At 70.1% G+C, this 25,786-nt stretch carries 23 protein-coding genes and 1 pseudogene; 15 read left to right on the plus strand and 9 right to left on the minus strand.

Annotation, left to right across the window (positions count from 1 at the left end; all coding sequences use genetic code 11):
• Positions 1 to 159: 159 nt before the first annotated feature.
• From OG811_RS12680 to acs, 3 genes are all read right to left on the minus strand, one after another.
• The gene (locus OG811_RS12680) at positions 160 to 2,565 is read right to left on the minus strand and encodes an immune inhibitor A domain-containing protein (protein ID WP_406075690.1); all 2,406 of its coding nucleotides are present in this window, start codon (positions 2,563 to 2,565) and stop codon (positions 160 to 162) included.
• Between the two features lie 345 nt (positions 2,566 to 2,910).
• Positions 2,911 to 5,706 (minus strand): immune inhibitor A domain-containing protein, encoded by a 2,796-nt coding sequence (locus OG811_RS12685; protein WP_406074369.1) that lies wholly within the window; start codon positions 5,704 to 5,706, stop codon positions 2,911 to 2,913.
• A 223-nt stretch (positions 5,707 to 5,929) separates the two neighbouring features.
• On the minus strand, positions 5,930 to 7,894 hold the full coding sequence (acs, locus tag OG811_RS12690; RefSeq protein ID WP_406074371.1) for an acetate--CoA ligase: 1,965 nt from the start codon (positions 7,892 to 7,894) through the stop codon (positions 5,930 to 5,932).
• 295 nt (positions 7,895 to 8,189) lie between these two features.
• Between acs and OG811_RS12695 the strand changes: the two genes are divergently transcribed.
• Positions 8,190 to 8,936: an oxidoreductase gene (locus OG811_RS12695; protein ID WP_406074373.1), complete on the plus strand. Its 747-nt coding sequence runs from the start codon at positions 8,190 to 8,192 to the stop codon at positions 8,934 to 8,936.
• Positions 8,937 to 8,978: 42 nt separating this feature from the next.
• On the opposite strand, the gene OG811_RS12700 is transcribed toward OG811_RS12695, so the two are convergent.
• The 4 genes from OG811_RS12700 to OG811_RS12715 all read right to left on the minus strand — a co-directional run bounded on the left by OG811_RS12700 (position 8,979) and on the right by OG811_RS12715 (position 11,084).
• Positions 8,979 to 9,785 (minus strand): HAD family hydrolase, encoded by an 807-nt coding sequence (locus OG811_RS12700; RefSeq protein WP_406074375.1) that lies wholly within the window; start codon positions 9,783 to 9,785, stop codon positions 8,979 to 8,981.
• 396 nt (positions 9,786 to 10,181) lie between these two features.
• Positions 10,182 to 10,376, minus strand: a complete 195-nt coding sequence (locus OG811_RS12705; RefSeq protein WP_406074377.1) for a hypothetical protein — start codon at positions 10,374 to 10,376, stop codon at positions 10,182 to 10,184.
• Positions 10,377 to 10,413: 37 nt separating this feature from the next.
• Positions 10,414 to 10,713, minus strand: a complete 300-nt coding sequence (locus OG811_RS12710) for a hypothetical protein (protein ID WP_406074379.1) — start codon at positions 10,711 to 10,713, stop codon at positions 10,414 to 10,416.
• Between the two features lie 98 nt (positions 10,714 to 10,811).
• A complete protein-coding gene (locus tag OG811_RS12715) occupies positions 10,812 to 11,084 on the minus strand; it encodes a hypothetical protein (RefSeq protein ID WP_406074380.1) in 273 nt (90 codons plus the stop codon).
• A 181-nt stretch (positions 11,085 to 11,265) separates the two neighbouring features.
• Here OG811_RS12715 and OG811_RS12720 point away from each other — a divergent pair, with 181 nt between their 5' ends.
• The 3 genes from OG811_RS12720 to OG811_RS12730 are packed head-to-tail and all read left to right on the plus strand — an operon-like array spanning position 11,266 to position 14,070.
• Positions 11,266 to 12,042 (plus strand): hypothetical protein, encoded by a 777-nt coding sequence (locus OG811_RS12720; protein WP_406074382.1) that lies wholly within the window; start codon positions 11,266 to 11,268, stop codon positions 12,040 to 12,042.
• A 1-nt stretch (position 12,043) separates the two neighbouring features.
• Positions 12,044 to 12,619 carry an SdpA family antimicrobial peptide system protein gene (locus OG811_RS12725; protein WP_406074384.1) on the plus strand — a complete coding sequence of 192 codons (576 nt, stop codon included), beginning with the start codon at positions 12,044 to 12,046 and terminating at the stop codon, positions 12,617 to 12,619.
• Complete coding sequence (locus tag OG811_RS12730; RefSeq protein ID WP_406074385.1) at positions 12,613 to 14,070, plus strand: sporulation-delaying protein SdpB family protein; 1,458 nt, start codon at positions 12,613 to 12,615, stop codon at positions 14,068 to 14,070. The genes OG811_RS12725 and OG811_RS12730 overlap by 7 nt, the downstream gene beginning before the upstream one ends.
• A gap of 144 nt (positions 14,071 to 14,214) precedes the next feature.
• Here OG811_RS12730 and OG811_RS12735 read toward each other — a convergent pair whose 3' ends face one another.
• The gene (locus tag OG811_RS12735) at positions 14,215 to 15,876 is read right to left on the minus strand and encodes a BTAD domain-containing putative transcriptional regulator (protein ID WP_406074387.1); all 1,662 of its coding nucleotides are present in this window, start codon (positions 15,874 to 15,876) and stop codon (positions 14,215 to 14,217) included.
• A gap of 369 nt (positions 15,877 to 16,245) precedes the next feature.
• On the opposite strand from OG811_RS12735, the gene OG811_RS12740 reads away from it, so the two are divergent.
• The 3 genes from OG811_RS12740 to OG811_RS12750 all read left to right on the plus strand — a co-directional run bounded on the left by OG811_RS12740 (position 16,246) and on the right by OG811_RS12750 (position 17,200).
• Positions 16,246 to 16,593 carry a hypothetical protein gene (locus tag OG811_RS12740; RefSeq protein ID WP_406074388.1) on the plus strand — a complete coding sequence of 116 codons (348 nt, stop codon included), beginning with the start codon at positions 16,246 to 16,248 and terminating at the stop codon, positions 16,591 to 16,593.
• A complete protein-coding gene (locus OG811_RS12745) occupies positions 16,590 to 16,736 on the plus strand; it encodes a hypothetical protein (RefSeq protein WP_406074390.1) in 147 nt (48 codons plus the stop codon). Before OG811_RS12740 ends, OG811_RS12745 begins: the two co-directional genes overlap by 4 nt.
• A gap of 251 nt (positions 16,737 to 16,987) precedes the next feature.
• Positions 16,988 to 17,200 (plus strand): hypothetical protein, encoded by a 213-nt coding sequence (locus OG811_RS12750; RefSeq protein ID WP_406074391.1) that lies wholly within the window; start codon positions 16,988 to 16,990, stop codon positions 17,198 to 17,200.
• Positions 17,201 to 17,663: 463 nt separating this feature from the next.
• On the opposite strand, the gene OG811_RS12755 is transcribed toward OG811_RS12750, so the two are convergent.
• Positions 17,664 to 18,860, minus strand: coding sequence for a low temperature requirement protein A (locus OG811_RS12755; protein ID WP_406074393.1), 1,197 nt, complete (start codon positions 18,858 to 18,860; stop codon positions 17,664 to 17,666).
• Between the two features lie 291 nt (positions 18,861 to 19,151).
• On the opposite strand from OG811_RS12755, the gene OG811_RS12760 reads away from it, so the two are divergent.
• The 8 genes and pseudogenes from OG811_RS12760 to OG811_RS12795 all read left to right on the plus strand — a co-directional run bounded on the left by OG811_RS12760 (position 19,152) and on the right by OG811_RS12795 (position 25,738).
• Positions 19,152 to 20,051: a 2-hydroxyacid dehydrogenase gene (locus tag OG811_RS12760; RefSeq protein ID WP_406074394.1), complete on the plus strand. Its 900-nt coding sequence runs from the start codon at positions 19,152 to 19,154 to the stop codon at positions 20,049 to 20,051.
• Between the two features lie 328 nt (positions 20,052 to 20,379).
• Positions 20,380 to 21,483 carry a septum site-determining protein Ssd gene (gene ssd, locus OG811_RS12765; protein WP_406074396.1) on the plus strand — a complete coding sequence of 368 codons (1,104 nt, stop codon included), beginning with the start codon at positions 20,380 to 20,382 and terminating at the stop codon, positions 21,481 to 21,483.
• Entirely contained in the window at positions 21,480 to 22,691 is a 1,212-nt protein-coding gene (locus OG811_RS12770; protein ID WP_406074398.1) for a TadA family conjugal transfer-associated ATPase, read from the plus strand. The genes ssd and OG811_RS12770 overlap by 4 nt, the downstream gene beginning before the upstream one ends.
• Before the next feature lie 393 nt (positions 22,692 to 23,084).
• Positions 23,085 to 23,998: pseudogene (locus tag OG811_RS12775) on the plus strand (type II secretion system F family protein).
• The gene (locus OG811_RS12780) at positions 23,995 to 24,687 is read left to right on the plus strand and encodes a type II secretion system F family protein (protein ID WP_406074400.1); all 693 of its coding nucleotides are present in this window, start codon (positions 23,995 to 23,997) and stop codon (positions 24,685 to 24,687) included. The pseudogene OG811_RS12775 and the gene OG811_RS12780 overlap by 4 nt, the downstream one beginning before the upstream one ends.
• A 22-nt stretch (positions 24,688 to 24,709) precedes the next feature.
• Complete coding sequence (locus OG811_RS12785) at positions 24,710 to 24,877, plus strand: DUF4244 domain-containing protein (protein WP_088997060.1); 168 nt, start codon at positions 24,710 to 24,712, stop codon at positions 24,875 to 24,877.
• On the plus strand, positions 24,874 to 25,332 hold the full coding sequence (locus tag OG811_RS12790) for a TadE family type IV pilus minor pilin (protein ID WP_406074403.1): 459 nt from the start codon (positions 24,874 to 24,876) through the stop codon (positions 25,330 to 25,332). Before OG811_RS12785 ends, OG811_RS12790 begins: the two co-directional genes overlap by 4 nt.
• Positions 25,319 to 25,738 carry an Rv3654c family TadE-like protein gene (locus OG811_RS12795; RefSeq protein WP_406074404.1) on the plus strand — a complete coding sequence of 140 codons (420 nt, stop codon included), beginning with the start codon at positions 25,319 to 25,321 and terminating at the stop codon, positions 25,736 to 25,738. Before OG811_RS12790 ends, OG811_RS12795 begins: the two co-directional genes overlap by 14 nt.
• The last annotated feature ends 48 nt before the right edge of the window (positions 25,739 to 25,786 follow it).

The following is a 25,786-nucleotide window of genomic DNA, read 5'->3' on the forward strand; positions in this document are numbered from 1 at the left end:
GATGCGGGCGCGGACGCCCGGGCCGCAGTCGACCTCGGACGATCGGGCCGCGATGCGGAGGGTGACGAAGCTGCCCACGGCAAGGTCACCGGCTCGACAACGGGCGACGCCCGGGCAGGTGACCTGCCCGGGCGTCGCTGGTTGGTGCGGGATCAGTGGTCAGCTGATCCGGATCTTCATCGTGGTGCCGTCCTGCTCCAGAACCTTGATCTTGACACCGGCCGCGGGGAGCTTGACGCCGTGGTTCGGCAGCTCCTCGTAGAAGTACTTCTTGGTGTCGTCGAACAGCGGCGCAGCATCCTGACCGCGGATGTACTGCGGCTGGCTGTTGAGGTGCAGGGTGAACGAGTCGGCCTTGTTCAGGCTGAACGGTGCGTCGTACACCTGGACGCGGGCACGCCACGGAGCGCCGGTCAGGTTGTAGATCGGGCGCGGGTGCGCGTCGATGTACAGGTTGCGACCCTCACCCGGGTGGGCGACCGTGTTGTTGTCCGTCCAGCGGGTGTTCCAGTACGAGATGAGCAGACCCTCCTGGTACGCGTAGTGGTCCACCCAGTCGGGGCGGGTGTTCGCGTAGCCGAAGAAGTACGGGCCCGTCTTCAGGTACTTGTCGTACGACACGTACGACCGGTTGCCGGCGATGTAGAAGTTGTCGAACAGGCGGCTGTAGCTCGCGCCCACGGCCTGCCAGCCATTGAGCGCCCAGCCGGCGTTCGCGTTCTCGGCACCGTCGCTGAACACCGTCTGGCCGTCAGCCGTCACGGTGATCGCGTCACCGAAGAAGCCGCCTGCGGCGAGGCCACCGTCGGTGACGTAGTGCAGGCGAACCTGGGCCGCCTTGCCGGCGAGCGAGTTGAGCGGGATGTTGATGTCCGCCCACGCGCCGTTGCTGGTGCCGTCGAGGGCCGGGCGGCCGGCACCGTCGACACCGATCGGCTGGCCGTTGACCGTGCCGTCCAGGTCGGTCCAGGTCTGACCGCCGTCCGTCGACGCCTCGAAGTAGAGGAAGTCGTAGTTCTTCTCGATGCTGTACTTGCCCTTCAGCGACAGTGCCGCCGAGGACTTGCCGGTGAGGTCGAACGTCCTCGTCATGGTCTGGTTGAGGTTGTTGTCGTTACCGGAGAAGTACTGCTTCGAGCCCTCGAAGGGTGCGCCGTAGTTGAAGGTGTATTCCCGCTTCGGCAGCACGACCACGGCGGCCTGTGCTTCCTTCGAGTTGAATTCCTGCGGGCCGAGCTTCAGCGTCTGCTTCTGCCCCGCCACGACGACCTCGTAGTCGAGCCAGCCGAGCTGGAGCTTGTTCCACGCACCGAGGTCGCCGCCGCGGTCGCCGATGCCCTGGTCGTTCTTGGCACCGAGCCGGCTCTGGGCCATCAGGGTCCAGTGCTCGTTGTTGTTGTCCGCCGGTCCGTAGTCGTCCGGCAGGCCCAGGTCGTGGCCGTACTCGTGGTAGAAGACGCTGCGGCCACCGTTTTCCGGCTGGATCGTGTAGTCGCGGATCCAGACGCCGGTGTTGCCGATCTGGGTGCCACCGATCGGGAAGTTCGGCGGGCCGACGGGCGAGCTGTTGAAGGCCGACCAGCGGTGGCTCCAGATGGCGTCCTCACCCTGCTGCGGGTCACCGTCGGCCTGGTCGCCGCCGGAGTGGACGATCTGGAAGTGGTCGATGTAGCCGTCCGGCTCGTTGAAGTCGCCGTCGCCGTCGTAGTCGAACCGGTCCCACTGGTCGTAGGAGCGCATCTCCTCGGCGATCTGCGCGTCCGTCCGGCCCTTGGCCTTCTGGTCGGCGACCCACTGGTTGGCGGCGTCGCGGATCAGAGCCCAGGTGTTCGAGCAGACGCTGTCGCCGCAGACGGCGGGGTCGCCGGTCGGGTCGTCGTCGGCCTTCGGGTCGTCGGAGCGACCGTAGCGGGCCTCGTTGTACCGGACCTTGACCCAGTCGGTCACCTGGCCGTCGACCGTGTAGCGACCCGAGGACTGAGCCTCGTAGTACTGCTTCAGCGACTCGTCGCCCGGGTTGGTCCCGAAGTAGATCTGGCGGAAGTGCTCCGGGCTGAAGTCCGGCTGCCAGATCGTGGAGTTGTCCACGGCCCGGTTGGGCTGCGGGATCTTGTTGTGCAGCGGCCCGTCGAACGTCGCCGGTCCGGCAATGTTCGGGTTCAAGTCCTTGTCCGGATAGGACGGGTGCCGCTCGTCACCGAACTCAGCCAGGATCACGAAGATCTTGTCGGTCCGCTCACGCTTGAGCTCGACGTACTGGTCCTTGGTCTTCTTTGCGCCAGCGGCGGTGCGGGCGTTGGCACCCGTCTCGCTCGCCTTGCCGACCTTGACAACCGTGCTTCCGTTGCGCTCGATCGGCTTGCTGCGACCGCTCAACACGTCGCTGAGACCCTGCTGACGCAGCGCGCGGCGCTTGTCCTCGAGCTTGTCGGGGAGTTCGTCCTTCAGCGCCTGCGGTTCGGCAGTGGCAGGTGCTGCTGCCGGCAGTTTGGGCTGGGGCGCCGCCGAGGCGGACGGGCCGTAAACCAGCCCCGTCGCCGTCAGCGAGAGCCCGAGCAGACCCACTGCGACTTTGCGCACGTGGTACCTCCGGTGTGAGGGAACCGGCCCAACGGGGGTACAGGCCGGTGGGAGAACGATCCCACTAGTGGGACCAATGGTGAACTTAGACACTGGCGGGACGGGTGGGAAGACGCTCGCGTCGATTTGTTGCAAGATTTTGTTGGGAATGCTTTTCACCGTCACACACCCGCGCTTCATCAGCCACGGCTGACCAGCGGGGACCGGGCGCCAAGGTATGCAACGACTATTATCGATCGATTTGATCGACCTGAGACAGTGGGGCCGGTGGCGTCTCCGCCACCGGCCCCACCGACCCCGCTGTTGTCAGTTACTGCTGAGCAGAAACTGTCACTTCTTCGCCGGGGTCACGTAGATCGTGGCCGACGAGTTGTCCCCTGCCGCCTTTTTGACGGTGAGCGAGACGCCGTAGTTCACGCCCTGGTCGCCGGGGTTACCGGTGCCCAGCACGATCGCGCCGCCGCCCAGGGTGACGCCGTAGAACTGCGGCGCCGGGCTGCCGTCCGGGTGGGTGACCCGGGTGGTGTACGGCGCGTTGTTGCGCGACGGCAGGACCACCGACGCGTCGTTGTCCCGGGCGTAGGCAGCACCATCGCGCATCTCGATGCCCGGGTACCAGCCCTTGGCGTCGGTGAAGGACTTCACCGACGCCTGCGCCTTGAACTTCGTGCAGTACGCGCTGTACGGCTCGCCCGCCGCCTCCAGGCACTCCGTGAAGGGGTACGTCTTCTGGAGTCCGAACGCCGCGTTGGACGACTGTGGACGGCTGGGCAGGTTGTCCGTCACCGACGGGTCCTTCTCCGCCGCCCTGCCGGTGCGCCGGTACGGGTCGAAGTGCGAGTCGACGATGAGCAACCCGCCCTTCGCGCCGTAGCTGGGCAGTGCGGTCATCTGCCCGGTGACGTGGTTGACGTTGCCGAGGGCGGTGTCCCGGTACCAGACCAGCATGCCCGGCGCGTTGTAGGAGATCCGGTCGACCTTCCACGCCTCGTGCGAGTAGATCGTGTCGTAGGCGTACTTCAGGCCCTTGTCGAAGCCGTCGAAGTTGCGCCACTCCGCCAGGTAGTACTGGGCGTGGATCTCGGTGCCGCTGGAGACCTTCCAGCCCGCCCCGGTGGTGTCGGTGAAGGTGCCGCCGGTGGCGGTCCAGCCGTTGGCGCCGCCCTCGACGTCGTCACTCCAGGTGGTGGTGCCGCCGCCGGTGACCGAGAAGTCGTCGGCGAACCAGTTGCGCTCCTCGAACGCCGCGTCGGTGGCCTGCCGCAGCCGCACCTGCACGGTCGTCCCGGCGTACGCCGACAGGTCGAGGTAGTCGTGGCGCCAGCCGTCGGTGCTGCCGGTCAGGCCGTACTTCTTGCCGCCGAAGTCGGTCATCCGGCCGTTCGGGTCCGGGTAGCCGTCGGGCGTGGTGACCACGGTGCCGCCCTCGGCGTACACCTTCTGCTCGGTCCAGGTCGCGCCGCCGTCGGTCGACAGCTCGACGAAGCCGAAGTCCCAGTCATCCTCGATGATGTAGTTGTTCCACATCCAGAACTTGGCGTCGGCGGCGGCCGGCACGTCGACCGAGCGGCTCAACTTGACGTCGGCCCAGCTCTGGTCGTTGTTGCTGTGCCACATCTTGGTGCCGCTGTGCGGCGTGGCCAGCGTGGTGATCTTGTCCGGCAGGTCGACCTTGATGCCGTCCTCGGCGTCGATCGGCGTACGCGAGCTCTGCCCGAGCTTGACCTCACGCGGGTTCGAGCCGGGGCGGATGGTCAGCGGGTCGGCCCAGCCGAGCACCCACTTGTCCCAGATGCCCATGTGCGTCGGCAGCGCCTGGAAGATCTCACCCGAGTGTGAGCCCGAGGCCATCAGGTCCCAGAAGTCGATGTCGGAGTCGGCGTTGCCGGACGTGTCGTAGAGGTCCGGCAGGCCCAGGTCGTGGCCGAACTCGTGGGCGAAGACGCCGACACCGGCGTCCTCCGGCTGCACGATGTAGTTCGATACCTTCAGGTTGGTGCCCGGGATGTTGTAGCCACCCGGAACCGAGGAGGAGTGCGCCCAGACGGCGTACACGCCCTGGTCGCCGCCGCCGCGCGACTTGCCCTGGCCGGCGTGCACCAGCACCAGGTGGTCGATCACGCCGTCCGGCTCGAAGAGGTTGCCGTCACCGTCGCGGTCGGCCTGGTCCTCGATGTCGTAGTCGGCCCAGGGGAAGCTCGGGTCCTTCGCGGCGAGCGCGGTGATCGCGTCGGCCGCCAGCCGGCCGGCGCCAGCCGGGTTGTCCGGGTGGCCGTTCATCGACTGCTGCCGGCCGGGGACCCAGTTGCCGTTCGCGTCCTGGGTGCAGCGGTTGGCGGCGTACCAGCCCTCCGAGTGCGGCACGGTGATCCACGGGCTGGCCTGCCCGTCCACCGTGTACGCGTTCTTGGACATCTCCAGGTACATGTTGTGCATGGTGCGACCGGACAGGTCGACGCCCTTCTTGCCGTCCGGGCCCTTCAGGTCCTTGCGGACCCGCTCGGTGATGCCCTGCTTGCTGTAGAGCATCTTGTCGTAGTGCGACGGCGAGAAGTCCGGCACCCACATCGAGTTGTTGTCCTCGTGCGGCAGCGTCGCCGGGTTCGCGATGTTGTTGTGCTTCGGGCCGTTCTGCACGGTGCCGGGAACGCAGCTGCGGTCCTCGAACACCGTCTTGGGGACCATCACGCCGGTGAAGTCGTCGTTCGCCTTGTCGTTGAACTCCACCAGCAGCGTGAGCAGCTTCGCCGTCTGCGTGGTCGGCGCCTTCTTGAACTTCCGGGGGTTCTTGCCCGTCTTGATCGACTCAGCTTCGACCTTGGCCAACTGGCGGGCCGTCACGGGGTTGCCCCGAGCGTGCTTCTGGTCGAACGCGCGCGCGGAGTCCACGGCAGGGGTGTAGACGCCGCCCTTGCCCTTGACCTCGCGGCCGGCGGTGTCCGGCTGCACCTCGGGCTCGGCGTAGTTGATGTAGTACTCGTCGGCCCCGATCACCGCCCGGGGGGTGCCGGACGACGACTGAGCGGCCGCGCTGCCAGTCACGGTCAGTGACGTGGCTGCGAGGGCGATGACGGGCAACGCGACGAGTAGTCGTCGGCGCGACCCCGGATGGGAGTTTCTGTTCATGCCACTCCGTTTCTCGGCAGAGGACGTCGGCCGGTCGCGGTGTGCGGTGAGGCGCATCGAGACCGCCCGGCCAGCGTGAAACTAAATGACAAACATCCCGTGCGGCGGGATCGTGATCGATGCGTTATCCGTCGATTGCTGTGCTGCGGGCGTACCTCCACAAAAGACAACGGTGGGTGACGGTCCGTCCGGACCGCCACCCACCGCTGGGGTACGCCTACCGTCAGTCCTCGTCGGACTTCGCGCCGCTCATCCCCGAGGAGATCAGGTCCATCACCGACGAGTCCTGCAACGTGGTCACGTCGCCCAGTGACCGGTTTTCCGCGACGTCCCGCAGCAGCCGGCGCATGATCTTGCCGGAGCGGGTCTTCGGCAGCTCCGCCACCAGCATGATCTGCCGCGGCTTGGCGATCGGGCCGAGCGTCTTCGACACGTGGTTGCGCAGGTCGGCGATGAGCTGCTCACCCGCCTCGCCAGCGATGTCCGTGCTGCCGCGCGGAATGGCGAACGCGACGATCGCCTGACCGGTGGTCGGGTCGGTCGCACCGACGACCGCCGCCTCGGCAACCGACGGGTGCGACACCAACGCCGACTCCACCTCGGTCGTCGAGATGTTGTGCCCGGACACCAACATCACGTCGTCCACCCGGCCGAGCAGCCAGATGTGCCCGTCGTTGTCCTTCTTCGCCCCGTCACCAGCGAAGTACATGCCCTGGAACCGCGACCAGTACGTGTCGATGAACCGGTCGTCGTCACCCCAGATGGTGCGCAGCATCGCCGGCCACGGCTCGCGCAGCACCAGGTAGCCCCCACCACCGTTCGGCACCGACTGGCCCTGGTCGTCCACCACGTCCGCCACGATGCCCGGCAGCGGAGTCATCGCCGAACCCGGCTTGGCCGCGGTCACCCCGGGCAGCGGGGAGATCATGATGGCGCCCGTCTCCGTCTGCCACCAGGTGTCCACGACCGGCAGCTCGCCCCGGCCGACGTGCTGCCGATACCAGATCCACGCCTCCGGGTTGATCGGCTCACCGACGCTGCCCAGCAGCCGCAGCGACGACAGGTCGAAGCCGGCCGGAATGTCGTCGCCCCACTTCATCATCGTCCGGATCAGGGTGGGGGCGGTGTAGAGGATGCTGACGCCGTACTTGTCGACGATCTCCCAGAACCGGCCCTTGTGCGGGGTGTCCGGGGTGCCCTCGTACATCACCTGGGTGGCGCCGTTGGAGAGCGGGCCATACACGATGTAGGAGTGCCCGGTGACCCAGCCGATGTCCGCGGTGCACCAGTAGACGTCCGTCTCCGGCTTCAGGTCGAAGACCGCGTGCGTCGTGTACGACGTCTGGGTGAGGTAGCCGCCGGTGGTGTGCAGGATGCCCTTCGGCCGGGCCGTCGTGCCGCTGGTGTAGAGGATGAACAGCGGGTGCTCGGCGTCGAACGCCTGCGCGGTGTGCTCGGCGGGCGCGGTCTCCACCGTCTCGTGCCACCAGCGGTCCTTCGCCGACCAGGCGACGTCCTCGCCGGTGCGGCGGACCACCAGCACGTGCTCGATCGACGGGCAGTTGGCCACCGCCTCGTCCACCGTCGGCTTCAGCGCCGACGGCTTGCCCCGCCGGTAACCACCGTCCGCGGTGATCACCACCTTGGCGCTGGCGTCCTGGATGCGGTTGGTCAGTGCGTCGGCGGAGAAGCCGCCGAAGACCACGCTGTGCGTCGCGCCGATCCGGGCGCAGGCCAGCATCGCGACCGCGGCCTCCGGGATCATCGGCAGGTAGATCGCCACCCGGTCGCCGGCGGTCACGCCCAGCTCGGTCAGCGCGTTCGCCGCCTGGCAGGTCAGCCTGTGCAGGTCGGCGTACGTGAGGGTGCGGGTGTCGCCCGGCTCGCCCTCCCAGTGGATCGCCACCTTGTCACCCCGGCCCGCCTCGACGTGCCGGTCCAGGCAGTTGTACGCCACGTTGAGCTGCCCGCCCACGAACCACTTCGCGAACGGTGGGTTCGACCAGTCGAGCACCTCGTCCCACTTCTTCGACCAGGCCAGACGATCAGCCTGCTTCGCCCAGAAGGCGAGCCGGTCGGCCTCGGCCTCGGCGTACGCGTCGACGGTGACGTTGGCGTGCGCGGCAAGTTCGGCCGGCGGGGGGAACTGGCGCGTCTCGTTCAGCAGATTTGCCAATGCCTCGCTCATGCCGTGACTCCTCGTCCTCGGGGTGACCTGCGTCTCGTTGGGCACGAGGGTAGTCGCGGGGCTCTCGACCGGCGACGACTGCCCACTCCGTCGCGCCCAGCGGCCCCCGCCGCGCGCCCGACGGCCGGCGCGGCCCGCGCCCACCCGCGCGCCTGGCCCTGTGCGCGCCTGGCCCCGTCCGCTTGATCGACGCGAGTTCGGTAATACCGGGTGGGCGTACCCGGGTCAGGTGGCCCGGGTCGCGTTGCGGGCGGGTGCGACCCGCGAGATCGGGCTGGGTCGCTAGCGTGGCGGGGTGACCACCGACCCGCTCGCGCCCCTGCTCGCGCTCGCCGACATCGCCGCCGCTGTGGAACAGGCCCGCGAGCGGTTCGACCAGGCGCTCGGGCACCGCGCGCTGCGCCGGCATGGTGGCCAGGTCGCGGCCGAGGTCAGCCTCCGCTCCGCGGTGGCCAGCGCCGCCCTCGAGGGGTCCGCACACGAACGCGAGGCGGTCCGCGCCGGCACCGTCACCGACCCCGTGCTCCAGGGGGCGCTACGGGTCGCCGGGGCGCTGCCCGGCCTGAGCGAGCTGTGGCCGAAGGCCCCCCGGCAGGCTCTCGCGAAGCTGCACGTGCTCGCCGCCCGGGACATGGTGCCGGAGCCCGAGCTGGGCCGCCCGGTGGCTGACCCGGTGGTCGCCACCCGGCTGGACGGGCTGGCTGGGCTGGTCGCTGGCGGCACGAAGGTCTCCCCGCTGGTGCTCGCCGCCGTCGTACACGGGGAGTTGCTGAACCTGCGCCCGTTCGCCGGGCCGTCCGGCGTGGTAGCCCGCGGTGCCGCCCGGCTGGTGCTGCTCGCCAGCGGCCTCGACCCGCGCGGCCTGCTCGCCGTCGACGTCGGGCACCGCGAGCGGGAGCCCGAGTACGTCGGCTCGGCCGGTGCCTTCGCCACCGGCACCCCGGACGGGCTGCGCTCCTGGCTACGCCACTACATGGCAGCCGTCGAGGTCGGCGCCGACCAGCTCACCGCCATCGGCGACGAGATCCTCGCCGCCGCCTGAGCCGCCCTGCGCCCCCGCCCTGCCCCGCCTCTGCGGCGTCGATCATGCAGTTGTGGTGGCGGCGCGGGTGCGACGGTGCCGGCCGTACCACGCGATGCCGATGGCCACGCCCACCCCGACCCCCAGGGCCGCCGCGGCGACTGGGACCGCCGGCCGCTCCCGCAGGCGTCGGCCCAGCGGGATCGGGTGCCGGAACTCCAGCACCGGCCACGCGTTCTCCGAGGCCAGTTTGCGCAGCTGCCGATCCGGGTTGACCACGCTCGGGTGGCCGACGCATTCCAAGAGCGGGCGATCGCTGTACGAGTCGGAGTAGGCGTACGAGTCGGCCAGGTCGTAACCCCGGGCGGCGGCCAACTCGCCGACCGCCTCGACCTTGCGCGGACCGGCCGCGTAGAACTCGACCTCGCCGCTGTACCGGCCGTCCCGAACCGTCATCCGGGTGGCGATCACGTCGGTCACCCCGAGCAGCTCGCCGATCGGCCGGACCATCTCCTCGCCGGACGCCGACACCAGCACGACGTCCCGCCCTGCCGCCTGGTGCTCCTCGATCAGGGCGGCGGCTTCGGCGTACACGTAGGGGTTGATCAGCTCGTGCAGTGTCTCCGCGACGATCTGGCGGACCTGTTCCACCTGCCAGCCCTTGCAGAGCGCAGCCAGGTAGTCCCGTGTTCGGGCCATGGTCTGCTCGTCGGTGCCGCCCAGCCGGAACATCAGCTGCGCGTACGCCGACTTGACCACGTCACGCCGGGTGATCAGCCCGTCCCGGTAGAACGGCCGACCGAACGCCAGGGCGCTCGACTTGGCGATGACGGTCTTGTCCAGATCGAAGAAAGCGGCACTTCGGCCCACGGCGCGAAAGTCTAGCCGGATGGTCTATCGTCGGCGGGTGCCCGGGGTCAGGCCACCCCCCAGACCTGCGGGCTGGCACCAATATCTCCGCTCCGCGTGATCACGATCACACTCTGCGAGGAGATTTTCGCAGTGAGTGGAGTCGACGCCACTCGACGTGACGGGCACGCTCAGGCAGACTTGTCCGCACGACGAGTTTTCACATCCTCGAAAACAGACAAGACCCTCAGCGGTTGCACCCCCCGTGACCGCTGAGTGGTTCGGCTCGCCCCCCCGGAGCCGAACCTTCGACGACCCCCGTCTCCCCCCGACGGGGGTCGTCCCTTTTTGGGGAGCGCTCCCGGCCAGGTGAAGGCGCACCTTCCGAGTCGGCCAGTCGAGGCGATGGGCGGAAAGTCAGCGAATCGTCAGCGACGGTATGAACCAGCCACGACGAGCGGGTATCAACCGAAGCGCAGCCACGACGACGGATGGTGGGCTCATCCACCAGTAGCGGGCGGCCAGCACGGCCAGGCGGAACAGGCCCCGACCCAGCCACCAGAAGACCAGCAGCCAGCCCGGAACCCGCCACGCGGGAAGACGCACGTTCATCGGCATCACGGGAAATTGTCCCCCGGAATGATGTTGATCAGAGGCGCAGGTCACCGCCCTGACCACGACGGCCGCGGCCCAGCGTCGAGACACAGGACCGGCACGACATCCGGCGCAGGTCAAACCGGCGCGGCTTCACCCACTCCAGGCAGCGGGGGCAACGGATCGCCGAGACCGAGCCGAGAGCTGGCGGCAGCCGCAGCGCCGAACGGACGACCGCCTCCACCTCCCGATAGGCGTGCCGAAGGCCGGCCAGGTGGGGGCGGAACACCACCAGCAGCGCGCCGACCAGCAGCGGCACGGCAATGACCAGGGCAGGGTGAACTACGGTGGGCATCACGCCCTCCTTCATCAGACGAGGGATGGGAGAGCGCGGGAGCGGGCCGGGACTCTTGGCGGGGAAACGACCCGCCCCGCGCACCAAACAGCGACCGGTCAGGTAGCCACTGAACCCGGCACCACCGACGCCGGACGGGCAGCGGTAGCCCGCAGCGAGTACGCCATGCGGGAGCGGCAGTCACCCGAAGACCGGCCCGGCTTGCACCGCTGCGAATCCACATACGGAGTGAGGGTTAGGCCCTCGAACTCCACGGCCGGCGGGTAACCCGGCACCGTCGACGGCGGCGGCACCGGCTGCTGCGGCGCGACCACCTTCACCTTCACCTCAGTCGACCGGCCGAACTTCCCCGCCTCCGGATCCAGGTCCATCGGTAGCGCCTTCATCGTCGCCTGTCGCCCCGGGCATTTCCAATAGCGCGTCTTGCTCGGCTCGTCGACGGTCCTCGCGGTCGACCGGCGCAAGGTCTTCGCAACCTGGGACAGGTTTTTCGCAACCGCTCTCCCCGAACGTGGCTCGTGCACGAGTCAATCGAGGAGAGAGAAGGAGTCCATGGCACGTTTCACCGGACGATGGCGTCCACTGATGATGGCCGCCCTGGCGGCCGTGCTCGTCGTCGCGTTCACCGGTTGGCGGCCGGGCACGGCGAGCGCCAATACGGCGCCGGAGTTCACCGCAGTCGAGATCGCCGACGGGGTGCTCTTCAACGAGGGCGTCGCCGCAAAGTACCTGGGTGAGCTGCATCGCTACCCCATGGTGTGGACCGAGGAACTGCGCAACATCCAGAAGCACATTCACGAGCGCCTCCAGGCGGACGAGAAGTGTGGAGAGAAGGGGTGTGAAGACTGGAGGTGCGAAGAGAAGACGTGTGAAGAGAAGAGGTGCGAAGAGAAGGCCTGTGAAGTAAAGAGGTGCGAAGAGCAGGCCTGTGAAGAGAAGAGGGCCAGCCGGTTCGTGGAGCTGATGCAGTCGGGTGACCCGCAGAAGGTCAGCCTCGGCATGCGCGGCCTCGGGGTCGTCGCCCGCGAGGTGCTGGACAACCTGTACGGCCAGTCGAAGGTCGACGAGATGGTCGACTGGGTCGACCGGGACTGGAGCGGGGAGAAACTCTACAAGATCGCAGCCAAGGACTACGCCTTCGCGCTGGATTCGGGCGCGGACTGGTACGTGGATACCGAGTACGTCCTGTACGCGTGGGTTGCGGCTGCGGTCGCGCTGGTATTGGTCGTCGTGGCGATCGACTTTACGCCGCGGGTGTTCTCTGACCGGACCCTGCTCGCGCACGAAATCATGGTCCAGGGCATCGCCCAGGGCCTGAGGGCGTACTGAGATGACGGGCGGCAGCGCGGCGACACCTGCCGCGACAGATGACGTCGATGCCCGTACCGGTCGGCGGGTGGCGGCGGCGCTCGCCATCGCCCTTGTGGTGGTGGCGTACGTCCTGTACGCCGCGCTGCCGGCCACCCCGTTCACCCTGCCCGGTCCGGACCCCATAACCGTGCGGATCCTGGCACCGCAGGGCTGGGCCTTCTTCACCAAGAGCCCTCGGGACCCGACGCCGATCGTGTACCAGCTTGAGGCTGATGGCGGCTGGCGGGACATCGCGTCCGGCCCGCGGGCCCGGCCCAGGAATCTGATGGGCCTGGACCGGATGAGTCGGGCCCAGGGCACCGAACTGGCCCTGATGCTCGGCCCGCTTCCGAAGGAGGCATGGCAGGCCTGCGACCGCACCCCGACCAATTGCCTCTCCGAGGCGACCACCAGGATCACCCTGCCGAACCGGTCCAACCATCACAGCGTCTGCGGAGAGGTCGGCGTGGTGGTGCAGGAGGTGCTGCCCTGGGCCTGGCGAGATGCGCCGACCGTCATGGCGTCCAAAGTGCTGAGAGTGAGGGTGCAATGCTGACCCGCTTCGGCCGGTGGGCCCGGCCCCAATTCGAGGTACCGGTCTGGTCGTCCGGGATCGGACTCGCCCGTACTCTGCTGGCGTTGGGCACGCTCGGCACGATGTTGGCCACCGACCCGATCGCCCTGATGTCGCCGCTGGCCAACGGCATCGTGCCGCCGGTCTGCAACGGCATCGCCCAGGCCGGAATCTGGTGTGTCACGCCGAACCTGGCGGCCGGTCGGTGGCTGTCGGTGGTGGTGCTCCTGGTCGTCGCCAGCGGCTGGCGGCCCCGGATCACCGCGCTCCCACACTGGTACGTCTCCTGGAGCCTGGTTATCAACGCCACCGTCCAGGACGGTGGGGATCAGGCCACCACGGTGCTCACCCTGCTGCTCATGCCGATCTGCCTGACCGATCCGCGGCGCTGGCACTGGAAGCCGCTCGCCTCGACCGGCGCCGGCCAGGATGATGCGTCCGCGCCGAGCGTGCCGAGTCTTGCTCGAATCACCGCCCGGATGACGCTGCTGCTCATCCAGATCCAGGTGGCCGTGCTTTATCTCCAGGCGTCGGTGGCCAAGCTCGGCGTCGAAGAGTGGGCCAACGGCACCGCCCTCTTCTACTGGTCGAGTCACCCGGGGTACGGCTCACCGCCCTGGCTGCGCCCGGTCACCGACCTGATCACTCATTCGCCGTTCGGGGTGGTGGCGCTGACGTGGGGGACGGTGGCGCTGGAGTTCGCGCTCGCGTTGGGCATCGTGCTCAGCCCGGCCGCCCGGCGGGTGCTGCTCCCCGTCGGTCTGCTGTTCCACGCCGCGATCGCACTGGACATGGGGCTGGTGAGCTTCTGGGCCGCCATGTCGGGGGCGCTCCTGCTGTACCTGCTGCCGGTCGGTCATCACGTCCGGTGGCCGGCACGGCTGGGCCAATGGGTCGCCGCCACGGTACGCCGGCCCGGGCCGCCGAGCCCGCCAGCGGCGCCAGGGGAGCCAGCGGCGCCCGGGGATCCGGACGCATCAGCGGCGCCGGACAAGCGGACGCCGGCCGAGCCGGTGCCGCAGGCGTCGGCGGTGGCGGCCTCGACCGTGCCGGACCGGTATCTCTTCGTGTACGACGGAGACTGCGGCTTCTGTGCGGCGTCCGTCCACTTCGCCCAGCGAAGGTTGCGGCCAGCTGCCCGGGGTGTGGTGAACTTTGCGCCGTGGCGATCGGTCGACCTGGCCCGGTACGGGTTGACGTCGTACGACGTGCGCTGGGCCGCGTACCTGATCCGGCCGGACGGTGGCCGGCTGGCTGGCGCGGCGGCGTTTGCTCAGCTCGCCCGGTACGGTCGGGGCGCCTGGCCACTGCTCGGTTACGCCCTGCGCTGGCCGCCTGGAAGTTGGCTGGCTGCCGGCTCGTATCGGCTGGTCGCCGTCCACCGGCACCGGCTGCCGGGCGGTTCCGTCGCCTGTCTGGTCGTACCCGATTGACCCAGTGGCCATCCGCCATGCCTGCCGTGGTGTCCGGCGCCGCCTCAGCGGCGGCGCCGGACACCACGGCGCGGGCCGCGTGGGTCACCGTCGCCGGCCCGGGAAACACCCCGATCAGCCGGAACGACGTGGCGGCCGGCTTGGTCAGGCCATGGTAGGCGCTGGCAAAGACCGTTCTCCGCTGCGCGAATCGTCCTCCACCGACAACCCGCTCAGCCGGCCCTCAGTCGCCAGTTTCAAGACCAGCTCACCGATGGTGTGGCCGTCGGCGGCGAGCGTGGCCGCCGCGATCCGCAACGCCAGCGGCATCTGCCCGCACAGCTCGACCAGGTCGGTCGTCGCGTCCGGCTCCCGCCGTATCCGGTCGCGTCCGACAACTCGTTCCAGCAGCGCCACCGCCTCCTGCCGGGTGAGCACGTCGGGCACGATCGCCCGGATCGCGTGCCAGGTTAGGCCGGTCAACCGGGACCGGCTGGTGACCACCAGCAGGCTGGCCGTGGTCGCCGGCACCAACGGAAGCACGTGGTCGACCGAGCCGGCATTGTCCAGCACGATGAGGATCCGCCGCCCGGCCACCAGCGATCGGTACAGGCCGGTCTGTTCCATCGGCTCGGTCGGCGTCCGCTCGGCGGGTACCCCCAGGCTGCGCAGCACCTGACAGAGAACCTCACCGACCGTGGCCGCCACGCCCCGGTCGTGGCCGCGCAGGTCTACGAAGATCTGGCCGTCCGGGAAGTGATCGGCGACCCGGTGGGCGAACTGCACGGCGAGGGCGGTCTTGCCCATTCCCGCCGGGCCGGAGATCACCGCGATCTGGTCGTCCCGGTCACGTTCCCGGGCCATCCGCTCCAGCGCGTCCAGCTCGATGGTCCGGCCGATGAAGTGGCCGACCGGTGCCGGCAGTTGTGCTGGTCGTGGGATCGACGTGACCTCGGGCGGTTGTCCGGCAGGGGCAGGATGTCGGCTCGGCGGGTCCAACCCGGGCGAGCGGCGCAGGATGGCCGCGTGCAGCTGCTGCACGGCGGCGCCGGGATCGATGCCCAGATTCTCGGCTAGGCCGGCCCGCAGCCGGAGGTAGGAATTCAGCGCATCGGCGTGCCGGCCGCAGCGGTGCAGCGCCAGCATGTGCAGGCCGACCAGGCGTTCCCGGTACGGATGGGCAGCCACCAGCCGCTCCAGTTCGCTCACCGCGGGACGGTGGCCCAGCCGCAGCTCGGCGTCCCAGCGGTCCTCCAGTGCGCTGAGCCGCATCTCCTGCAATCGGGCGGCCTCGGCGATCGCCCAGCCGGCCGGGTTGGCATCCGCCAGTACGTCACCGCGCCACAGCGCGAGGGCCGCCCGCAGCCGTGCCACGGCGGGTACGACCACCGCTTCGGTCAGGTTGCCGCCGGAAGCCAGCTCAACGCTCGCCAGCCTTACGTGCTCCTCGAAGCGGTAGGCGTCGACCGCCGCCCGGGGCATGGCGAGCAGATAACCGGAGCTACGCCTGGTCAGGGCGTCCGGTAAACCGCAATCAGCCAGCGCCCTCCGGACCCGGGTGACGTGGCTGTAAAGGGTCTTCAGCGCGGTGCGTGGTGGATCGTCGCCCCACATGGCGTCGATGAGCCGTGGCGGTGCGACCGTCGCGCCCGCATGCAACGCGAGTAGGCCGACGAGGACACGCTGCCGTGATCCGGATAGCACCGCTGGGCCGGCCGGCCCGAGCACCTCGACCGGCCCGAGCACCCGTACTTCGGGGGTTGTGGCCGGCTTGGCGGTGTCGGCCGCCGGAGCTGGCGCCGCGGCCACGTCGAACCCATCTCGCATCGTCCTCACCTGTTCCGCCGATCAGCCCACCTGACCGCGCCGATCATCATCGGGCCGGCCGCTCGAAGCGCCTTGACGGAAATGATCGTGGCGCCGGAGCCACAGTAGGCATTGATCACCAGATCGGTGCGGCCATGATGACAACCAGTGCCGCCTCGATCGGCGGCCCCTGGGCAGCGGAAACTCCACGGAATCGGCTGGGCGGGTCCGATTGGTCGGGATCAGCTCGTCAGTAACCCGACACCGAGGGCCAGCACGCCGGCCACGCTCGTCGTCTCCGCCGCCCGGCGCCCCGCCCGTCGTACAGCGCGGGTCCCGACCGTCGGTCACCGTCCAGACGCATCATGCGACCGGTGGCACCATGGCCGCATGATGCGTCTGGACGGTGAGCCGGTCACGCCCGAGCAGCTGCGCAACCTGGCGCTGATCAACTACGGCCACTTCACCACGATGACCGTGGACGGTGCCGGCGTGCGCGGCCTGGGCCTGCACCTGGAGCGGCTGGTGCGTGACTGCCGGACCGTCCTCGCCGCCGACCTCGATCCGGTCCGCGTACGCGAGCTGGCCCGACAGGCGGCCGAGGACGCCGGGTCACCCGCGATCATGCGGGTGACCGTGTTCGATCCCGCGCTCGACCTGGGACACGTCGGCAAACCCGGCCAACCCAGGATCCTGAAACAGTGTTGTCCTGCCACCACAGCAGGTGTGTCGAGGTGAGCACGATACGGCCCGGGTTCGTGGTGTTCACGCGGTACGGCAGCGGGATCAACCGGCCCTGGTCGACGTCGAGCCAGCCGGTGTGCCCCACGTTGCCCGCCCGGTACCGCAAGAGGTCGGTGGGTGGCGGGGGAGTGGTGTGAGATGTCGAGAGGTGTTTCCGCTGCTAGACCGCCATGTGCCCAGGTCGGCCGATCGCCCATCTTGATCTCGTAATGCGTAGGTCATCCGTGCCATCCACGTGCCAGTAGCCCGTACCTCCAGCGGTCACCAGCGGGCACGAACGGTCCCCACGCCCTCCGGCTGGCCTGCCCCACCAGGTCCTTGTCGGCCGTGATCTTCGACCTTCCAAACTGGCGGTACCGACGCGCGGCGTTTACGTACCATGCTGTCCATGATCGTGGAGGAACTCCAGGAGTGGTTATCGCAGCAGAATCCCCACTCACCCGTCTGCATCATGGGCATCGCCGACTGCGGCGCGTCGGTGCAGGAGTGGGACATCAACCTCGGCACAGGGCAGGGGCCAAGCGACGACGTCGACGAAGTCGTCATCTCCTGGGGCCATACGCCAGAAGCCGAAGCCTGCTACGAGACGCAGAAGCACTGAGTTTACCGCCATCGGTTCAGCCAGGCTGACCTACGCAGACAGTCAGCGGATCGTCAGCGAACGCCGTACCGCGTGGTCCGACTCGATCATGCTTGACGGCACGACCGATGCGCTTGACCACGCAGTACGGCACTGGATCACACTCGCTGCTACGTCAGGTCACTTTCCCCCCGACGGGGGTCGTCCCTTTTCCCTGGGAGCGCTCCGCAGCAGTTCACTGGTCGTCTTCCGGCCCGTCCAGGCCATCCTCAGACGGCGTTTCTGCGGTCGGAGGCAGCAGAACCGTCGAACGCCTCCAGGACGCGGGCGGCGTAGTCGTCCGGGGTGTGGGTGTACCGGTTGAGCGCGTCGTGGAGGCCTGCTCGTGGCCCATGACCCGCTGCACCAGGTGCGTGAGCAAATCCCACCGGAGCCGTGCAGCGAGTGTTGTGAGCGAGACGTCCCCGTTCGATCCCTCGCGGGCTCAACGGACGGTGCGCGGCGGGGCGATTGCCCGCGGGACCAACCGCCACGTAACCACGTTGGATAGGGCGATCGCGGCCAGCACCACCGCGGCGACCATGGCGACCACGACCGGGGGCAGCCTGAGCGCCGCCGGGGCCAGCGCGGCGAGCAGGAGCACCCCAATTGGACGGGACCAGGGGACGCGGCTGAAGACCGCGTAGTCGAGCATGCTCCGCCCGACCAGAAAGAGCGCGGGCCCACCGAAGATGACCGCGATCCAGGTCCACTTGGTGTGCCCCAAGGGGTGCGTGATGATCAGCGTGTCACCCACGGCGCTGAGGCTGATGCCGATCACCATGATCAGGTGCGCGTACGCCGCGAGTTCGCTAATGCGGGCAGGGGCCGAGGCCGAGGCGATGGCGGCGCGGAGCAGTACGCCCGCCCGGTAGTAGTAGAGCTGCCAGAGCAGCACCGTGATGACGAACGACACCAGCAACGCCACCGTCCGGTCCCGCTCGAAGCCGTACGGGCTGAACTGGATGCCCGAAGCCAAAACCGCCTCGCCGAGCGCGATGATGAGCAGTTGGCGGCAGCGCTCGGTCAGATGCTCCTCCGAGATCGGCTGACCCCGGAGTCCCGCACGGCCGAGCCGCGGTGTCGGGTAGTCGAGAATCCCCCCGCCGTAGTCGATGACGATCGCCACGGTCCACAGGGCCAACCGCGGGCCGTCCCGGACGAAGGTCCCGGCGATCCAGGGCACCGCCGACATGGCTGTCCAGAAGAGGATCCGGATGTGGACGAGTCGCGGGTAAGCGTCCTCGCCGCCGAGTAGCACGAGCCAGAGTGGGCGGAGCACCTGGACGGTGACGTAGATCCAGGCGAAGACCACGCCGCGCTCGGTGAGAGCCGCCGCGGGCACCGCGGCCGACATCAGCAGGCTGGCGAGCATGGCCACGATGACCATGAGCTGGATGGCTGGGCGCTCCGGGTCGTACCTGTTGGTCGTCCACACCGTCCGATACCAGAGCCACCACATGGCCAGCATCAGCACCAGCGTCGCCCAGGAATTCGGCCAACTGAAATCCTCGACCAGCCGCTCGGAGAACCGGGTGAACGCGAAGACGAACACCACGTCGAAGAACAGCTCCACGAAGCCCACCTGCTGCGGATGCTGCCGGCTCGTCACGGCCTCGGCCGGCCCGTCTGACCTGGCCATACTGGATCACCCGCCTTCATCCCTGTTTGGCCAGTATTCTCCAGAATGTCCGTCAGGAGGGGTGTCTGGTCGGGGAAGCCGCCTAGCCGCGCGGCGACCCCCGCCAACTTCGGAGAGCTGGCATCGGCGAGGCAGCAAGAAGGCAGCGCAAATCTCGGCCAGGGTCCGTCCCAGAAGGCCGCTGTCGCTCTGCGGCCTCCGGCTCTAGGAGCCGAAAGTCGTCGGCAGTCGGACGCAACTTGCGCGGGTCGATCCGTTGCCGATGACGGGGAACGCAGCATGATTGCCGCCGTGCGCTACTTGATCTCTAACCCCGATGCATTGGCCGAGCTTGGCGACCTGGACGTCGCGCTGTACGACGGCACTCAACCCATGCCCGAAAATCTGGACGATGTCGAGTTTTATGCGGTTCCGTACGGGATTATCGATCCGCGCTTCTGCGAGCCGATCGCCCGGATGCCCCGGCTCAAAGTGGTGCAGACGGTGACCGCCGGCTACGACCATGTCCTGCCTTACCTGCGGCCCGGCCTGACTCTGGCCAACGGCCGGGGCGTGCACGACGCGGCCGCCGCCGAGTTGGCCGTGGCGCTCACCCTTGCCGCCCGGCGCCGGCTGCCGGATTTCGTCCGGGCGGGGGACGAGGGCCGCTGGGCCTCGGGTTGGTCGACCGGGCTGGCTGACGCCCGGGTGCTGATCGTCGGGTACGGCTCGATCGGCGCCGCGATCGAGCGCCGGCTCGCTGGGTTCGAGGTGGAAATCAGCCGGGTGGCTCGGAGCCCCCGCCCGGGCGTACTGCCAATTTCCGAGATTTCGGAGATGCTGCCACGAGCGGATGTTGTCATCCTGGCCACGCCGCTGACCTCCGAGACCGAGGGCCTGGTGAACAAGGATTTCCTCTCCAGGATGGCCGACGGTGCCCTGCTGGTGAACGTGTCACGGGGGCGGGTGGTGGACACCGAGGCGCTGCTCGCCGAGCTCAGCGCGGGCCGGCTGCACGCTGCCCTGGACGTCACCGAGCCCGAGCCGCTGCCCTCTGATCACCCGCTGTGGTCCGCACCGAACGTCCTGATCAGCCCGCACGTAGGCGGCCTGACCGCCGCGTTGGCGCCCCGGGCCCGCCGGCTGCTGGTCGACCAGGTCCGGCGGTACGCGGCGGGCGAGCCGCTCGCGAACGTCGTTGTCGGGCCGTAACTTTCGGGTCCCGCCGGGACGAACGTCGGCTTGAACTGGCACGTCCCCGATGCCTCGGCCGAACCGGTCGCCGCAGTGCTGCTGCCACTGGACCGACCGACTCGGCTGACGCGACGACGGCGGGGCCGCTCCCCCGGGAGCGGCCCCGCTGCGTACCAGCGGCGGCGGAACATCGGTCGGACAGGCCGCGCGCGTAGCAGATCAACTGTCTGGCCGGGCGTTGTCCACAGCCCGCCAAGTTGTCCACAGGCAGCGCGGTCGGGGCGGTTCGTCAGGCGGATTCCGAGCAGGGTCGGCGGCACAACAAGCCCGACCGCTGGAGGCTGCGATGCCATCCCGTACCTCGGTTCCGCCGATCCGCCGGCTTCCGCTGGTCGTCACCGGCGACGACGATCTGCTCGATGATGTGCTCCGGCTCGCCGCCGCTGGCGGGACCGAGGTGGAGCTCGCCAACGACCCGGCGGCCGCCCGTACCCGGTGGCTTCCCGCGCCGTTGGTGCTGCTCGGCGCCGACCAGGCGCAGTCGTGTCTGCGTGCCCGGTTGCCGCAGCGGCCCCGGCTGGTGCTGGTTGGCCGGGCCGGCCAGCTCGACCCCGGCTGGCAGATCGCTGAGCTGATCGGGGCCGAGCACGTCGCCATGCTGCCCGCCGCAGAGCCGTGGCTGGTGGATCGGTTCGCCGAGCATGGTCCGGAGCGCCCGGACGGCGTCGGCGCCCGGGTCGTCGCGGTGCTCGGTGGTCGGGGCGGTGCAGGAGCGAGTGTGCTCGCCGGTGGCCTTGCCGTGACCGCCGCCCGGGCCCGGTTGCGCACGCTGCTGGTCGACGCCGACCCGCTCGGTGGTGGCCTCGACCTCGTGCTCGGCTGGGAGCAGTTGGAAGGGTTGCGCTGGCCGTCGCTCACCGGCGCCGACGGGCGGGTGGATGCCCCGGCGCTGGTGCAGGCCCTGCCCAGCCGAGGTGATCTGGTGGTGCTCTCCTGGGACCGCGGCGAGATGCTGCCACTCCCGGTGGCGGCGATGGCGGCGACCCTCGACGCCGCCCGGCGTGGTCGGGACTTCGTGGTTGTCGACCTGCCCCGGCAGTTGGACGACGCGGCCGTGGTGGCGTTGCAGGCGGCCGACCAGGCGTTCGTCGTGGTTCCGGCCGAGCTGCGTGCCACCGCTGCGGCCGCCCGGGTGGTGGCCGCCGCCGCCCCGCACTGCGCCGCGTTCTCGGTGGTGGTGCGCGGGCCGGCCCCGGGCCGGCTGCGCGCGACCGAGGTGGCACGGGCGCTCGGGCTTCCCCTGGCCGGCACCCTGCGCCCCGAGCCAGGCATCTGCCGGGGGCTGGAACGAGGCGAGGCGCCGGCCGCTGCCGGCAAGGGGCCACTGGCCGCCCTCTGCCAACGGATCGTCACCGACCTCACCGGTGTGCCCGTGACGGGTGCGGCATGACCGGCCGGCCGGAGGACGGCACCCTCGCCGCCCGGGTACGGCAGCGGATCGCTGCCGCCACCACCCCGGTGACACCGGCGGCGATCGTCTCCGCGGTACGGGCCGAACCCACCGCCGCAGTGCTCGGCGACACCGCCGTGCTGCGGATCGCCGACCGGGTGCACGACGACCTCGTCGGTGCCGGGCCCCTGGCCCCACTGCTCGCTGACCCGGAGGTCACTGACGTCCTGGTCAACGGGGTTCGGGTCTGGGTCGACCGTGGTTCGGGGCTGCAGCAGGTCGCGGTCCCGGTGGGCTCGGTGGAGGACGTTCGCCGGCTGGCGCAGCGGCTGATCGCCAGCGCCGGGCGGCGGCTCGACGACGGCTCCCCGTACGCGGACGCCCGGCTCCCCGACGGCACCCGGTTGCACGCCGTGCTGCCGCCGGTGGCGACCGAGGGCCCCTATCTGTCCCTGCGGACCTTCCGACACCGGCCCTTCACCCTCGACGAGTTGGTGCGCCACGGGACGGTGCCCCGACCGGTGGCGCCACTGCTCGCCGCCGTCGTCGCGGCCCGGCTGGCATACCTGGTGACCGGGGGCACGGGGTCGGGCAAGACGACCCTGCTCAACACGCTCCTGGGGTTGGTGCCAGCCACCGAGCGGATCGTGCTGGTGGAGGACGCCGCCGAGCTGCATCCGGGGCATCCACACGTGGTGGGGCTCCAGGCGCGTACCGCCAATGTGGAGGGGACGGGCGTCGTCAGCCTCGGCGACCTGGTCCGGCAGGCGTTGCGGATGCGACCGGACCGCCTGGTGGTCGGGGAGTGCCGGGGCGGTGAGGTGGTCGACCTGCTGGCCGCGCTCAACACCGGCCACGACGGGGGCGCCGGCACGCTGCACGCCAACACCCCGTCCGACGTGCCGGCCCGGCTGGAAGCGCTGGGCATGCTGGGTGGGCTGCCCCGCGCCGCGCTGCACGCCCAGGTAGCCGCCGCTTTGCAGGTGCTGTTCCAGGTGCGCCGTGGCGACCGGGGACGCGTCCTGGAGTCGGTCTGCCTGCTGCTGCCCGAGGGTCCCGAACGGTTGGTGACCGTGGTGCCCGCCTGGGTACGCGGCCGGGGGCTCGGGCTGGCCGCCCGTGCGCTCGGGGCGCTACTGCGGGAGCGTGGAGTGGCGGTGCCGCCGATCCTCAGCGAGCCGTGGCCCGGATCGGCAGGCCCGGCATGACCGGCGGGACGATGCTGGTCGCGGCGCTGCTCCTGGTCGCCGCCGCCCTGGTGGCGTGGCCCGTACACAGCATCCGGGTCCGCCGACGTCGCGTGCTCGCGACGGGACGTGAAAGCGGCGGCACAGATCCGGATGACGCGCTGGTGGAGTGGATCCGGGAACTCGGTCGCACGCTGGACGGGCCGGTCGACGGGTCCGGCGACGCTCTAACCTCAGATCAAGTGGTCGGCGTTCCATTCCCGGCGGTAACCGCTGCGGGTGCCAGCGGGAGACGGACGGCGCTCGGCTGGCCCAGCCGGGACGCCACCGGCAGCCCGAGCTGGCCCGGGGCGACGGGCGGGTCGGTGGGGCCCACGCGTCCGGCGGGCCCGACGCGCCCGCCGATCCGTCGGGATCCCCGGCGACCCGCCGGCATCGCCCGGCCCGAGGCCACGATCCTGGACGCGCAACGGCGGGGCGGCACATCCCCGGTCGCGATCACGATCGACTGCGAAGCAGTGGAGGCGGACCGTCGGGGCGACGCCTCAGGCACGGCGACGGCCGATGGACGCGCAGGCGCGGAGGCGGACCGTCGGGGGGACACCTTCGGCGCGGCAACGGCTGAGGGGCGCAGGGATATCGATCGCCGTGGCCACCGTTCCGTCGGCCCGGCCGGCATGACGTCCGCTCGGCCGAGCGCGGGTGCTCCGGTGCGCGGCTCGCGGTCGACGGCGCGTGTGCTGCCGTTGGTCGGCCTGCTGGGAGGCGGTGTCGGTGCCGTGGTCGGCGGCCCGGTGGCTGCGGTCGCGCTGGCCGGGTACGGCACGCTGACCGCGCGCGCCGTGCTGCGCTGGCGGGTGCACCGGAGCGCTGAGCGATCCCGACGACGTGGGCTGGACCAACTCTGCGGCCTGGCGGCGGACCTTCGGGCCGGCCTGCCTGTCCCGCACGCGCTCGAGGTCACCGCAGGTGAGCGGGATGGGTCGGACCGGCTGCGCCAGCTGACCTCCGCGGCGGTGCGACTGGCCGACCGGACCGGCGCGCCGCTGGCGGAACTCGTCGAGCGGATCGAGGCCGACGCTCGGGCGACCGACCGGGGTCTGGCGGCCGCAGCGGCCCAGGCCGCCGGCGCCCGGGCCACGGCCTGGTTGCTGGCGGCGCTGCCGATCGGCGGGATCGCGCTCGGGTACGGGATAGGCGTCGATCCCGTGGCGGTACTTCTGCACAGCACGGTCGGCGGAGCCTGTGCGGTTCTCGCGGTCGCCCTGCAGGTCGTGGGCCTTCTCTGGGCTGAACGGCTGGGCGCGGCACCGGGGCGGGCCGGATGAAGTCCCAGGGCCTGGCGAGCCAACGCAGCTCAGCCATCCGGCGCAGCTCAGCGAGCCGGCGCAGCTCAGTAAGCCGACGCAGCTCAGCCATTCGGCGACCGGACGCGATCCGGATCGCCGCGGCGTTGGGCGGTCTCGCCGTGGCCGTGGTCGTCGAGGGCTGGCTTGGGCTGCTCGGTGCGGTCCCGGCCGCATTCCTGCTGGATCTCCTGTTGCGGCGGATCGAGTCGCCGAGCGTGCGTAAGCGGCGGCTCCAGGAGGCCGCCGACCTGCCACTCGCCGTCGACCTTCTGGCTGCGGCGATGCGGGCGGGTGCTCCGGTGGATCGTTCGGTGCTGGCCGTCGCCGAAGCGTTGGACGGGCCGCTCGCCGGCCGGTTGGCCCGAGTCGGCCGCACGCTGCTCCTCGGCGGTGGCCCGGCGGAGGCGTGGTCCGCGCTGGACGGGGTGCCCGGCGCGGAGCGCCTGACCGCGGCGGCGTTGCGTTCGGCCAACAGTGGTGCCGCCCTGGCCGGTGCACTGACCCGGCTCGCCGATGACCTACGTGCCGACCGGGCCACCGCTGCCGAGGCGTCGGCTCGTCGGGCCGGCGTGCTCATCGTCCTGCCGCTGGGGCTCTGCTTCCTGCCGGCGTTCATTCTCGCCGGCCTGGTGCCGGTGATCGTCGCCGTTCTCGGCGACGTGCTCTGACCCATCGAGAAGGGAAACAGCCATGCGCAAACTCTTCGCACGCCTGCGCGGTGACGCCGGAATGAACACGGCCGAGTACGCCGTCGGCACGCTCGCCGCAGTCGCCTTCGCCGGAATCCTGTTGAAGGTGCTGACCTCCGGCAACGTCCAGTCGGCACTGACCGCCGTCATCGACCGGGCACTGAAGTGATCGGGCGCCGGCAGGCCGGCCGCGATCCGAGGTCTGGCGCTCCTGGTCGGCCGGCTGGCGACGGGTGGAGATTCCGCGCTGTCGAACGCGCTGCCGGCGGGGACCGAGGGTCGTTCACCGCCGAACTGGCGGCCGGCCTGCCGGCGCTGCTCCTGCTCCTGCTGGCCGGCCTGACCGCGGTCAACGCCGTCAGCGCACAGGCGAGCTGCCTGCACGCGGCCCGGGAGGCGGCGTTGGCCGCCGCCCGGGGTGCCGACGGCAGCGCGGAAGGCGGGCGCGCGGCGCCGCCGGGGGCGGAGGTGTCGGTGTCCGTCGACGGCGACCGGGTGCAGACGACGGTACGCGCGCCCGTCCGCACGCTGGGCGGCCGACTACCGCGGATCACCGTGGTCGCCACCGCCGTCGCAGCCGTGGAACCGGGCTCTGGCGGGGGAGTTGGTAGTGCGACGAACTGATGGTCGGTCACTCCGCTTCGGCAACAGACCGAACGCCGAGCGGCACGATGATGATCGGCCGGACGCGGAACGGGGTGGTGCGACGATCCTGCTGTTGGCGATAGGGCTGGTCTTCGTGCTGTTCGGGACGTACGCCGCCGCCATCGTCGCAGTCGGGATGGCAGGTCAGCGGGCGGCGGTGGCAGCCGATCTCGGCGCGCTGGCCGGGGCCGCCCGGGCACTCGACGGCCAACCGACGGCCTGCGCGTCCGCTGCCGACATCACCAGCCGCAACGGTGGTCGGCTGGTCGGCTGTCGCCTCGACGGACTGGACCTGCTGGTGACCGTCGAGGTGGCGTTCACACCACTTCCCGGGCTGACCCGGGTCGTCTCGTCAACGGCCCGCGCCGGCCCGGTTCGCGACTGAGCGAGACGGGGTCCGTCGGTGCGGGGTCGATGAGCGCGCTGTGGAGCT

It is taken from the genome of Micromonospora sp. NBC_01638 (assembly GCF_045209745.1).
GTDB lineage: Bacteria > Actinomycetota > Actinomycetes > Mycobacteriales > Micromonosporaceae > Micromonospora.